This is a genomic window from Thermobifida halotolerans (assembly GCF_003574835.2).
GTDB lineage: Bacteria > Actinomycetota > Actinomycetes > Streptosporangiales > Streptosporangiaceae > Thermobifida > Thermobifida halotolerans.
The window spans coordinates 3,280,763-3,292,278 of sequence record NZ_CP063196.1 but is presented as its reverse complement, the minus strand read 5'-3'; the positions used below and the strand labels follow the sequence as shown (position 1 = coordinate 3,292,278).

Below are 11,516 nucleotides of genomic sequence, written 5' to 3'. Positions count from 1 at the left end.
GGTCAGCCCGCGGTCTTGCGGCGGGTGCGCACGGCGTCGGCCAGACCCGCGAGAACCTCCTCGGTGGTCTCCCAGCCCATGCACTTGTCGGTGATGCTCTGGCCGTAGGTGAGCGAGGACGGGTCGCCGAGCTTCTGCGCTCCGGGAACCAGGAAGCTCTCCAGCATCACGCCGATGATCCCGGTCTGCCCCTCGGCGACCTGGGCGGCGATGTCCTGGGCCACGCCCGGCTGGCGGAGGTGGTCCTTGTTGCTGTTGGCGTGGCTGGCGTCGATCATGAGGCGGCGCGGCAGGCCGGCGGCCTCCACGACGTCGAGCGCGGCGGAGACGCTGACCGCGTCGTAGTTGGGGCCGGAGCGCCCTCCGCGCAGGATGACGTGGCAGTCCGGGTTGCCCGACGTGCTCACCACCGCGGCGGAGCCGTTGGGGTCGACGCCGAAGAAGGTGTGCGAACCGGCGGCGGCCCGGCAGGCGTCCACGGCGACCTGGACGTCGCCGTCGGTTCCGTTCTTGAACCCCACCGGCATGCTCAGGCCGCTGCTGAGCTGGCGGTGCACCTGGCTCTCGGTGGTGCGCGCACCGATGGCGCCCCACGTCACGGCGTCCGCGATGTACTGGGGGGTGATGGGGTCGAGGAACTCGGTGCCCGCGGGGATGCCCAGCGAGCCGATGTCGAGCAGCAGCCTGCGCGCGGTGCGCAGTCCCCGGTGCACGTCGAAGCTCTCGTCCAGGCCGGGGTCGTTGATCAGCCCCTTCCAGCCCAGCGTGGTGCGCGGCTTCTCGAAGTAGACCCGCATGACCACGCACAGGTCGGAGGCGACGGTCGGGATCAGCGCCTTGAGGCGGCGCGCGTAGTCCAGGGCGGAGGCGGGGTCGTGCACCGAGCACGGCCCCACGACGACGAGCAACCGGTCGTCCTCGCCGTCGAGTACCCGTTTGACCTCTGCTCTGGCGTCCTCGACCAGTGCCGTGCGCTCGGGGCCCATCGGAAGTTCCGCCAGGATGTCGTGGGGGGCGACGAGCGGCTGGTAACTGACGACACGTGTGTCGTTGGTACTCGGCATGGGTTCCTTGTCCATTCTCCTGACTCGCAGGCTCGGTGGCTGGCGCGAGGGCGTGCGAAGAGGGCCCCGGCACGGTGGTCGTGAGCCCTTGTGGAGCTCTGGGCGGACACGTCGTGGGACTCGTGCACCGGCCTCCGGCGTCCGGCGGTCACCACGCCCGGTGTCCGCACCGTCCGCGGCCGGGCTGGAAAGCATGTTCGGCAGGCGCCCAAAAGACCCTAACGTGCCCGTAACGCAGCCTATTGCGGCGACCCTCCGTCCGTGGCAGGTGCCGTGGAGTGAAGAACACCCGCTCGGTACCGGTCTCCGGTCTAGGATGAGAGTCGATGGACGAGTTGTGCGGCGCAGGGAGAACGCGACGGTCGGACCGCGTGGCCCCGGATCGGAACCGCACCGGCGGGCACGCTGCCCCGTCGCCCGCCGAAGAACCGGGTCGGCACGCGGTCGCCACCCGGCCGTCGCCCACCGTCCGGTCCGCCGTTCCCGCCGGTCGCTGCTTCGACCGCGGCCACGGCACCGCTCCGCCGGACGTCCCGGAAGGTCGCGGACGGCTGCGATCCCGTCCACACCAGAGCCGCCCGTGACCGCCCGCACCGCACTCGCCGCCCCGTGCGTCGCGGCGGCGGACGGCGCCGCACGGTTCCGACACGGGTGGATCGGGCCCCGGTTTCCCGACGCTCCCGTGCCACGAGCCCCGGCGCCGCCCTCCGAGCGACGCCCGGCCCCTGGTACGACAACCCAGCCTCGTTGAAAGAAGGGCGCTTTCCATGCGCACGCTGTATCCGCCCATCGAACCGTATGACAGCGGGATGCTCGATGTGGGCGACGGCAACCGGATCTACTGGGAACTGGTGGGCAACCCGAACGGAAAACCGGTGGTCTTCCTCCACGGGGGGCCCGGGGCAGGCTGCTCCCCCGACCACCGCCGCCTGTTCGACCCCGACCGGTACCGCATCATGCTGTTCGACCAGCGCAACTGCGGGCGCAGCACCCCGCACGCCAGCCGGATGGACACCGACCTGCACACCAACACCACCTGGACGCTGGTCGAGGACATCGAGCGGCTGCGGCTGATGACCGGGGTGGAGCGGTGGCAGGTGTTCGGCGGCTCATGGGGCAGCGCGCTCGCGCTGGCCTACGCCGAACAGCACCCCGAACGGGTCACCGAACTGGTCCTGCGCGGCATCTTCACCCTGCGCAACGAGGAACTGCGCTGGTTCTACCAGAGCGGGGCGTCCTTCCTCTTCCCCGACGCCTGGGAGCACTACCTCGCTCCCATCCCCGAGGCCGAGCGCGACGACCTGATCGGCGCCTACGCCAGGCGGCTCAACTCCCCCGACCCGCAGGTGCGGCTGGAGGCCGCCAAGGCGTGGAGCGTGTGGGAGGGCACCACCATCACGCTGTACCCGAACGAGAAGGTGCGCGCCGCGCACGCCGAACCCGACTACGCCGTGGCCTTCGCCCGTATCGAGAACCACTTCTTCGTGCACGGCGGGTTCTTCGCCCCCGGGCAGCTCATCGAGAACGCGGGCAAGCTCGCCGGTATCCCCGGCGTGATCGTGCAGGGCCGCTACGACGTGTGCACCCCGGCCAAGACCGCGTTCGACCTGCACCGGGCCTGGCCGCAGGCGGAGTTCCACCTGGTCGACGACGCCGGGCACGCCTTCAGCGAACCGGGAATCCTGCACCGGCTGATCGAGGCCACCGACCGCTTCGCCGACCGGTGAGGCGTCGGGCGGTCGCCGACGGAGCAGACCGTGTCGGCGACCGCCCGGTGGCGTGCCCATCGGGCGGTCAGCGTCCCGCCGCCGCCAGGGCGTCGGTCCAGGAGGTGGATTCGGCCAGCAGCGGACGGTGGCGCATCACCCTGGGGGTGGAGCGCAGCCCCAGAACTCCCACGAGTCGGCCCGCCCGCCCGAAGAAGGCGACGAACTTGCGGCTCTCGACGGAGCCGTGCACGATCTCCACGGTGTCGGCGGGCGCGGCCTGCCCGAGGAGTTGGATCTTCATGCCGTACTGGTCCGACCAGAAGTAGGGAACCGGGGTGTAGCGCTCCCGGGCGCCGTCGCCCGCGAGCAGGTTGTGCGCCGCCACACGCGCCTGCTCCTCGGCGTTGGTCCAGTGCTCCAGGCGGAGCCGGCCGCCGTAGCGCGGGTGGGGCCAGCTCGCGAGGTCGCCGACGGCGTAGACGCCGGGCAGCGAGGTCGCCGAGTACTCGTCGCAGCGCACCCCGCCCAGCTCGGTGTCCGGCGCCACGCCGGACCCCGCCAGCCACTCGGTGTTCAGCCGCACCCCCAGGCCCGCCACCACCAGGGGAGTCTCCAGCGCGGTCCCGTCGGCCAGCCGGACCCGCTCCACCCCTCCGTCCCCCTCGATCCCGGTCACCGGGACCCCCAGACGCAGGTCGACGCCGTTGTCGCGGTGCAGTTCGGCGAGGACCGAGCCGATCCTGGGGTCCACCACCCGGGTCAGGGGAGTGGGTGCGGCCTCCACCAGGGTGACGTCGACGCCCAGCGCGCGGGCGCTGGCGGCGACCTCGGCCCCGACGAAGCCCGCTCCGACCACCACGGCGCGCCGGTGGCGCAGGAGGTCGGCGCGGATCGCCTCGGCGTCGTCGATGGTCCGCAGGACGTGCAGCCCCGGCAGGTCGGCCTCGGGGCGCCGGGCCCGGGCCCCGGTGGCGATGACCACTCCGTCGGCCGGGAGGGCGGTTCCGTCGGACAGTCGCACCGCCCGTTCGGCGGGGCGCAGCGCCGCGGCCCGCACCCCCAGGCGCAGGTCCAGGTCCAGCGCGGCCAGTTCGGTGTCCGAGCGCAGCGCCACGCCCCTGCCGGAGCCCCTACCGGTGAGGACCTCCTTGGACAGCGGCGGGCGTTCGTAGGGAGGGTGGGGTTCCGCGCCGACGAGGGTGATCGTCCCGTCGAACCCCGCCTCCCGCAGTGACTCGGCGGTGGTGAGACCGGCCATTCCGGCGCCGGCGATAACGATGGTCTGCAACGGTCGCTCCGCGGTTCGGTGACGTCGTGCGCGGCGTCGAACCTACCAAGCGGGGTCCGGCGCCGCGGGCCCCGGCCGCGTCGGCGGAGGGCCCCTGGATCGGCAACGCCGACGGGGGCCGGACTGTTTCCGCGACGTGCCCGGGAGGTGTCCGCCCACGGCGGGAGGGGTGGACGGTCCTGCTCGGGAGGAGGACCGTCACCGGTGGCGGGTAAGGTCGGGGCTTGACCCGCCGCTCACGACGCGGTACGGGCCGCAGGACGAGGCGAGGAGACGGATACGTGCCGCACGAGAAGCGCGCGGGCCACGAGGCCGTGCGGATGGGGGCGCTGACCCGGCGCCGGAGCGGACGTTGCGCGCGTGACCTGGAGTACGCGGTGGTCGACGTCGAGACCACCGGGCTGTGTCCGGAGCAGGGCGCCAGGGTCTGCGAGATCGCCGTCATACGCATGCGCGGGGACGGCACGGTGACGCGCGAGTTCACCACGCTCGTCGACCCGCGGACCGCGGTCACCGGCCAGGAGTTCCACGGAATCGCCGACGGAGACGTGGTGGGGGCGCCGCGGGCCGCCGAACTCGTCGCGGAACTGCGGTCGCTGTTCTCCGGCGCGGTCCTGGTCGGCCACAACCTCGACTTCGAGAACGCCTTTCTCACCGGTGAGTTCGTTCCCGCCGGGCTGCCGACCGGACTTCCGGGGCTGTGTACCCTGCGGACGCTGCGCTCCCAGGTCAGTCTGGAACGCTACTCGCTGGCGCGGGCCAGCCACGCACTCGGCGGGGACTGGCCCACCGGCCAGCACACCGCTCTGGGGGACGCGCGGGCCTGCGCCCAACTGCTGGCCGAACTGCTGCACAACGCTCCGGGGCGGCTGAACTACGTGGGCCCCGAGCCGGTGCCCCTGGCCGCGGAGCCGGACGGGGTGCGGACCAAGCCGCGGCGGTCGTCGGCGGGAACGGCGCGGATGGCCGATCCGGCGTCCCGTCCCGTTCCGGTGCGGGAGCTGCGGTCCTGGCCCGGGGTGTGGCGGAGACTGGAGCTCGATCCCCGGTTGTGCGCCGGCCGGTTCGGTGCGGAGGAACGTGAGCGGGCCGTCGCCCGGGCCCGGGCGGTGTCGCGGCGGCGCCGTGCGCTGCTGGCGGGCGCCGCGTTCACCGCGGCGGCGGTGGCCACGGCGGTGGCGGCGGTCCTGGCCCGGCCGAGAGGCGGCGTGCGCTTCGCCGCGGGGCTCAGCGGCCCTCACTGACCCGACAGGGCGAGGAAGAACGCCACGATCAGCATGCTGCCGCCCAGGGTGGTCAGTGTGGCGCGGCCCTTCTCGGTGAGCCGGGCGGAGACGGTGAGTCGGCGGCGTGGCGGGTGTCCGCGCGTGCGGGAGGCGGCGAGGGGGCGGCGGTTCCACCGCGGGAGGCGGTTGGTGATCGCGATCGTCACCAGGACGGCTCCGAGTACGGTCAGGATGAGCGACACCGTCGGTGGTCCCTTCGGGGGGAGGGGAACGGGCACCAGCGCTCGTCGATTCTCAGTCACCCGGCCGCGCGGGAACAATCCGGGACGGTCGGCAACCCCGCATTCGGGGCGGTCCCAAACGGCGGCGCGGGGCGGGACGCCGCCGACCGCTTCCGGTCATTCGGGTCGCGCCACCGCCGCGGCGTCCTTCCGTTCCACTCCCAGCGCCCGGAGCGCGAACTCGGTCACCAGGGAACGCGCCTCGTCCAGGGAGACCTCGCCGCGCAGCAGCGGGACGCGCTGGGAGCCGATGAGGGCCAGCAGCAGTCTGGCGGTGTGCTCCACGGGGACCGGCTCGAACTCGCCGGTCGCCGTCCCCTCGTGCAGGATCTCCACCAGCAGCCGCTGCATCGGCGCGACGTGGTCGGCGAGCTTCTGGTAGGCCTGCGGGCCCAGACTCGCGCCGAGTTCGGCCGCCGCCGGGTGCGGATGCTCGACGATGGCCTCCAGTTGGAAGCCGACGAATCCGGCCAGCCGCTGCGCCGCCGAGGCGTTCCTGGGAAGCTCCTCCTGGCAGCGCCGCACGAAGTTGGCGGTCACCCGCTCGGTGAAGGCCAGCAGCAGCGCGGGCTTGTCGGGGAAGTAGTTGTACAGGGCGGTGCGGGTGATCCCGGACACCGTCGCCACGTCGGTCATGGAGATCTCGTCGATCCCCTGGTCGCGGGTGAGCACGGCCACCGCGTCCAGGATGCGGTCGAGGACCTGTGCGCGGTGTGCGGCGATGGTCGGGGCCGAGATCTTGGGCATGTCCCTATCGTGACACGTCTCACCGGCACCGGCAGCCCGCAGACCCCGTCGCGCGGGATCAGGGGGTGCGGGAGGAGGTGTGGGAGCGGTCGAGGTCGGCCAGCATCTCGCTGTTGAACCGGTAGGCCAGCCGCGCCTCCTCCACGGCCCGGTGCTGTTCGTCCTCGTCCAGGTCCAGGGCGTCGAGGGCGGCGCGGTAGCCGTTCTTGAACCGGGGCAGGCTCCCGATCCGGTCGAACACGTAGAACTCGAGGCCCGAACCGTCGTCGAGGCCGTAGGCCCGCTGGACGACCCTCCTGATGAACTGCCCGCCGGACAGGTCGCCGAGGTAGCGGGTGTAGTGGTGGGCGACGAAGCCCGCGGGCCACTCGGCGGTCCACCGGATGCGTTCGGCGTAGGCGCGGGTGGCCGGAAGGGGGACGACGGCGTCGCGCCAGTCGGGACCGAGGAGGAAGGCCAGGTCGCGTTCGAGTGCGGGCACTCGCCGGAGTTCGGGGAAGTGCACGGCGCCGCCGACGGGGTGGTCGGCCAGCGCCTGGGCGACCTCTTCGAGCGCGACGTAGACGAAGTGGTGCTGGGCGACCAGGTCGACGTAGCCCTCGCGCGGTAGCGAACCCGAGAGCAGGGCCTGGGAGAAGCCGTGGGCCTCGGCGGCGCCGTGCGCCTGCCAGGTGCCGGTCTTGAGCCGTTCGGAGAACGTGGGGGATTCGGGGTGCTCCTGTGCCGTGCTCATGGGGCCACTCTTTCCGGTGCTCGAAGGGGTGGTCGGGGAGCGAGCCATTCGATATGACATCATGTCGTTTAAAACCGGGAAGCGCAATGCCTTTATGACGGCGCGTCACCAAAAATGCGCCGTCCCACGCGCGGCCAGAGCCGCGGACACCGCCGCCAGCACGGGTGGAGCGCGGCGAGTATCCTGGTCGTGACAGACGACGCGATGTCTCATGAGCTCGGAGCCCGGTGGCCCCCGAACCGGGTGTCGGACGTCTTCCGGCCTGCACTGCTGGCGGTGTGCGGAGCCGGGCCATTATCGTTTGACTGGCACGGACTACCTGCGAACCAGCCTGGAGGGAGAGAGCCGGGCTGGACGACCGCGCCCCCGGTGCGCTCGCCCTGTCAGGCGCCCAGCACGCCGGTGCCGGACGGAGGGGAGTCATGACACCGAACCCCGCACGATCCGTCCCCGGGTGCTGAAGAATCAGTCGACGTAGAGGCGATATGTGGACAACAGGAAGACCAAGCACGAGTCGCCGAACGTGCCCCCACCCCCAGGCACGAGAAGCGCACCCCTCCGAGGCGCCGTGGAATCAGTAGACATCCTCCTGATCGAGGACGACCCCGCGGACAAGCTCCTCGTCGAGGAATTCCTCGCAGACACCGCACTGAACGCGAAGATCACCTGGGTCACCACGCTCGCCGAGGCCAGGTCGCACCTGGCGGCGTTCCGCGGTTGCGTGCTGCTGGACCTCAACCTGCCCGACGCGCGCGGCATGGACCTGCTGCGCGAGGTGCTCACCTCCGCGGACTCGGCGGCGGTCGTCGTCCTGACCGGCCTGGACGACGAGCACGAGGGCATCGCAGCGGTGGCCGCCGGCGCCCAGGACTACCTCGTCAAGGGGCAGGTCGACGGCTCCCTGCTGGCCCGCAGCCTGCGCTACTCGGTGGAGCGCCAACGCGCCGACGAGAACGCGCGCCAACTGCGCGAGGCCGAGCTGCACGCCCGGGAGAACATGCGGCTGGAACGCGGGCTCCTGCCGCAGTTGCTGCTCGACGACTCCCTCATGGTGCCCCGCTCCTTCTACCGGCCCGGCCGCAAGCGCGCCCTGGTCGGAGGCGACTTCTTCGACGCGGTGGACCAGGACGGCACCACCCACCTCATCGTGGGCGACGTCAGCGGACACGGCCCCGACGAGGCCGCGCTGGGCGTGAACCTGCGGATCGCCTGGCGCGCCCTGGTCATGGGCGGGGTCGCGGAGGAGCGGCTGCTTCCCGCGCTGGAGAAGATCCTGATCTCCGAACGCGCCCAGGACGAGATGTACGCCACGCTGTGCCAGGTCAGCATCGACAAGGGGACGGAGGAGTCGCGCATCCGGCTGTTCGGCCACCCGCCTCCACTGGTCCTCAGCTCCGACCGGCAGGTCACCGAGGTCAACGCCGTCCCCCGCCCGCCGCTGGGCATGTTCCCCGGCGTCGAGGTGGAGGTCGAGAGCTTCTCCTTCCCCCGGGGAGCGACCCTCATGCTCTACACCGACGGCCTGGTCGACGCCTACGACGGCAACGGCTCCGACCGGCTCGGTGTCACCGGGCTGGCCCGCATCGTCGAAGGCGTCCTCACCTCGGGGACCCCGATCGCCGAGCTGCCCGAGCGTCTCGTGGACGAAGCCGAACAGCACAACGGCGGGCCGCTCCAGGACGACGTCGCGATGCTGCTCGTCACTCATGGGGAATAACCACGTGAACCTCGACTCCGAACCGCGGAACGGGCCCCTCCCGGCCGCGGGGGGACTCCTCGCCCGGCCCTGGCCGCTGCGGCGGCGCGTCACCGTCCTGCTGATCTCGGTGGGCGTCGTCCTCATCGCCTCGGTGGCCACCATCGTGATCACCGCGCTGGAGGCGCGTGAGGCGGTGGTCCGCCAGGTCGAGCAGCTCACCCCGGCCCAGAGCGCGCTCCACCAGACCATGGCCGCCTACTACAACCAGGACAACGGGATCCGCAGCTACGCGGCCACCGGAACGATCGACTCCCTGGAACCGTACGAACAGGGGCGCCGCACCCTGGAGGCGAGCCTGCCCCAACTGGAGAAGGCGGCCGAGGACAACCCCGCCATCGACTCCGACATCGAGGCGCTGCTGGCCGCGGGGGAGTCCTGGAGCAACGAGTTCGCCGAACCGGTCCTGGACAAGGTCCGCAACGGGGAGGAACTCACCCACGCCGACGCCCAACTCGGCGAGGAGCGCTTCAACTACCTGCGCGAGGCGTCCAGCAGCGCGCAGGGCCGCATCAGCGTCGAACTGGCCGAGGCCCAGCAGGAGCTGGCGTCGGCCACCCAGCAGTTGGCGGCGCTGCTGATGCTGGTCGGCGTGGTCATCGTGGTGCTGTGCGGCTTCCTGTGGGTGATGTTGCAGCACTGGGTGCTGCGCCCGCTCGACGAGCTGGGACGCCACCTCCAGCAGGTCTCGGACGGCTACTACACCCACCGCATCGAACTGGAGGCGCCGCCCGAGATCGAACGGGTCGCCCGCAACGTGGACGCCATGCGCGAACGCATCGTGCACGAACTCGACGAGGTCGGCACCGCCCGGCGCACCCTCCAGGAGCAGTCGGAGCTGCTGGAGCGCCAGACCGAGGAACTGCGCCGCTCCAACCTCGAACTGGAGCAGTTCGCCTACGTCGCCTCACACGACCTCCAGGAGCCGCTGCGCAAGGTCGCCAGCTTCTGCCAGCTACTCAAGCGCCGCTACCACGGCCAGCTGGACGAGCGCGCCGACTCCTACATCGACTTCGCGGTCGAGGGCGCCAAGCGCATGCAGACCCTGATCAACGACCTGCTGGCCTTCTCCAGGGTGGGGCGGACCAAGAACTTCGCCACCGTGAACCTCGACGACGCGCTCGACGACGCGCTCAACAGCCTGGGATCGGCGCTCGAGGAGGCCGGGGCGGTGGTCACCGGAGACCCGCTGCCCGCCGTCCAGGGCGACCGGACGCTGCTCACCCAGGTCTTCTTCAACCTCATCGGCAACGCGGTGAAGTTCCGCGGCGAGGAACCGGCCCGCGTGCACATCAGTGTCCGCCAGGAGGGGACCGAGTGGGTGTTCTGCTGCGCCGATAATGGAATCGGCATCGAGCCGCAGTACGCCGAGCGGATCTTCGTGATCTTCCAACGACTGCATACGCGCGACAAGTACGGCGGCACGGGGATCGGTCTGGCCATGTGCAAGAAGATCGTGGAGTTCCACGGCGGACGCATCTGGTTGGACGCGGACGACCCCGACGAGCCGGGAACCCGGATCTGCTGGTCGCTGCCGGTAGACACGGACAAGGAGGACGACCCCTCCGAGGAGGAGCCGTCGCCGCTGACCGCGACGCCCGGACAGGACTCCGTTGGCGCCGACAGATGAGAAGGTTTGGGGATTGAACGAGGTCCGCATGGTGCAACCTATCGAGGTGCTGCTGGTCGAGGACGACCCCGGTGACGCCCTCATGACCCGTGAGGCGTTCGCGGAGCACAAGGTCGGCAACCACCTGCACGTGGTCTCCGACGGGGTCGAGGCGCTGCGCTTCCTGCGCAGGGAGGGCGAGTACACCCAGGCGCCCAGGCCGCACCTCGTGCTGCTCGACCTCAACCTGCCGCGCAAGGACGGACGCGAGGTCCTCCAGGAGATCAAGCAGGACGAGGACCTGGCCCACATCCCGGTCGTCGTGCTGACCACCTCCGAGGCCGAGGAGGACATCGTCCGCAGCTACCAGTTGCACGCCAACGCCTACGTGACCAAACCCGTCGACTTCGACCAGTTCATCAAGGTGGTCCGCCAGATCGACGACTTCTTCGTCACCGTGGTGCGCCTGCCGCAGCGGTGAGGCCCCGGCGGGCGCGCGTCGCGCGAGAGGGACGGTTCCGCCGACGGCGCCGGAACGGTCCTCCTGCGCACGGCCGGGTTGTGGACTACCGTTGGTCCCATGAGCCTGCCCGAACCCCGTGACCCCTCCGGGCCCTACCGCGTCTGCGTGGTGTGCCTCGGCAACATCTGCCGTTCCCCGATGGCGGAGAAGATCCTGACCACCGATCTCGGACGCGCCGGACTCGCCGACCGGGTCCGGGTGGACAGCGCCGGGACGGGGAACTGGCACGTCGGTGCGGACATGGACACACGAGCCGCGGCCACCCTGCGCAAGTACGGCTACCCGACCGGGCACGCCGCACGCCAGTTCTCCCCGGACTGGTTCGCCGAGCGCGACCTGGTCCTGGCCATGGACACCGACAACCTCGCCGACCTGCTCCGTCTGGCTCCCGATCCGGAGACCGAGGCGCGCGTCCGCCTGTTCCGCTCCTTCGCGCCCGACGCGGGCCCCAACCCCGAGGTGCCCGACCCCTACTACGGGGGCGACGACGGCTTCATCACCGTGCTGAACATGATCGAGGCCGCGGCCAAGGGGCTCACCGGCGAACTCGCCGTGCTGCTCGGTTCGCGCTGAGAAGGAG

General features: G+C 71.3%; 11 protein-coding genes. 6 read left to right on the top strand and 5 right to left on the bottom strand.

The features are described from left to right. Nucleotides 1–2: 2 nt before the first annotated feature. Nucleotides 3–1,064 (bottom strand): 3-deoxy-7-phosphoheptulonate synthase, encoded by a 1,062-nt coding sequence (locus NI17_RS14715; protein ID WP_068689081.1) that lies wholly within the window; start codon nt 1,062–1,064, stop codon nt 3–5. A gap of 767 nt (nt 1,065–1,831) precedes the next feature. On the opposite strand from NI17_RS14715, the gene pip reads away from it, so the two are divergent. Further along, nucleotides 1,832–2,791 carry a prolyl aminopeptidase gene (pip, locus tag NI17_RS14710; RefSeq protein ID WP_068688504.1) on the top strand — a complete coding sequence of 320 codons (960 nt, stop codon included), beginning with the start codon at nt 1,832–1,834 and terminating at the stop codon, nt 2,789–2,791. A 67-nt stretch (nt 2,792–2,858) separates the two neighbouring features. Here pip and NI17_RS14705 read toward each other — a convergent pair whose 3' ends face one another. Next, the gene (locus NI17_RS14705) at nt 2,859–4,061 is read right to left on the bottom strand and encodes an NAD(P)/FAD-dependent oxidoreductase (RefSeq protein ID WP_084012424.1); all 1,203 of its coding nucleotides are present in this window, start codon (nt 4,059–4,061) and stop codon (nt 2,859–2,861) included. Nucleotides 4,062–4,342: 281 nt separating this feature from the next. On the opposite strand from NI17_RS14705, the gene NI17_RS14700 reads away from it, so the two are divergent. Then, nucleotides 4,343–5,305: a 3'-5' exonuclease gene (locus NI17_RS14700; RefSeq protein ID WP_369975081.1), complete on the top strand. Its 963-nt coding sequence runs from the start codon at nt 4,343–4,345 to the stop codon at nt 5,303–5,305. On the opposite strand, the gene NI17_RS14695 is transcribed toward NI17_RS14700, so the two are convergent. From NI17_RS14695 to NI17_RS14685, 3 genes are all read right to left on the bottom strand, one after another. Continuing rightward, nucleotides 5,299–5,529: a hypothetical protein gene (locus NI17_RS14695; protein ID WP_068688506.1), complete on the bottom strand. Its 231-nt coding sequence runs from the start codon at nt 5,527–5,529 to the stop codon at nt 5,299–5,301. The two genes, NI17_RS14700 and NI17_RS14695, sit on opposite strands and share 7 nt — an antisense overlap. A 156-nt stretch (nt 5,530–5,685) precedes the next feature. After that, nucleotides 5,686–6,315 (bottom strand): TetR/AcrR family transcriptional regulator, encoded by a 630-nt coding sequence (locus NI17_RS14690; protein ID WP_068688508.1) that lies wholly within the window; start codon nt 6,313–6,315, stop codon nt 5,686–5,688. A 58-nt stretch (nt 6,316–6,373) separates the two neighbouring features. Then, nucleotides 6,374–7,048, bottom strand: a complete 675-nt coding sequence (locus tag NI17_RS14685; RefSeq protein WP_068688509.1) for a biliverdin-producing heme oxygenase — start codon at nt 7,046–7,048, stop codon at nt 6,374–6,376. Nucleotides 7,049–7,571: 523 nt separating this feature from the next. Between NI17_RS14685 and NI17_RS14680 the strand changes: the two genes are divergently transcribed. The 4 genes from NI17_RS14680 (at nt 7,572) to NI17_RS14665 (ending at nt 11,509) form a co-directional block, all read left to right on the top strand. Beyond that, nucleotides 7,572–8,765 (top strand): PP2C family protein-serine/threonine phosphatase, encoded by a 1,194-nt coding sequence (locus NI17_RS14680; protein WP_068689087.1) that lies wholly within the window; start codon nt 7,572–7,574, stop codon nt 8,763–8,765. 4 nt (nt 8,766–8,769) lie between these two features. Beyond that, entirely contained in the window at nt 8,770–10,434 is a 1,665-nt protein-coding gene (locus tag NI17_RS14675) for a sensor histidine kinase (protein WP_068688511.1), read from the top strand. 28 nt (nt 10,435–10,462) lie between these two features. Beyond that, on the top strand, nt 10,463–10,894 hold the full coding sequence (locus NI17_RS14670) for a response regulator (RefSeq protein WP_068689089.1): 432 nt from the start codon (nt 10,463–10,465) through the stop codon (nt 10,892–10,894). Nucleotides 10,895–10,993: 99 nt separating this feature from the next. Then, nucleotides 10,994–11,509, top strand: a complete 516-nt coding sequence (locus NI17_RS14665) for a low molecular weight protein-tyrosine-phosphatase (protein ID WP_068688513.1) — start codon at nt 10,994–10,996, stop codon at nt 11,507–11,509. The last annotated feature ends 7 nt before the right edge of the window (nt 11,510–11,516 follow it).

Excerpts from the sequence above, each read along its gene's own strand:
- pip (WP_068688504.1), top strand. The coding sequence starts at position 1,832 with ATGCGCACGCTGTATCCGCCCATCGAACCGTATGACAGCGGGATGCTC.
- NI17_RS14665 (WP_068688513.1), top strand. The coding sequence starts at position 10,994 with ATGAGCCTGCCCGAACCCCGTGACCCCTCCGGGCCCTACCGCGTCTGC.
- NI17_RS14670 (WP_068689089.1), top strand. The coding sequence starts at position 10,463 with ATGGTGCAACCTATCGAGGTGCTGCTGGTCGAGGACGACCCCGGTGAC.
- NI17_RS14715 (WP_068689081.1), bottom strand. The coding sequence starts at position 1,064 with ATGCCGAGTACCAACGACACACGTGTCGTCAGTTACCAGCCGCTCGTC.
- NI17_RS14685 (WP_068688509.1), bottom strand. The coding sequence starts at position 7,048 with ATGAGCACGGCACAGGAGCACCCCGAATCCCCCACGTTCTCCGAACGG.
- NI17_RS14690 (WP_068688508.1), bottom strand. The coding sequence starts at position 6,315 with ATGCCCAAGATCTCGGCCCCGACCATCGCCGCACACCGCGCACAGGTC.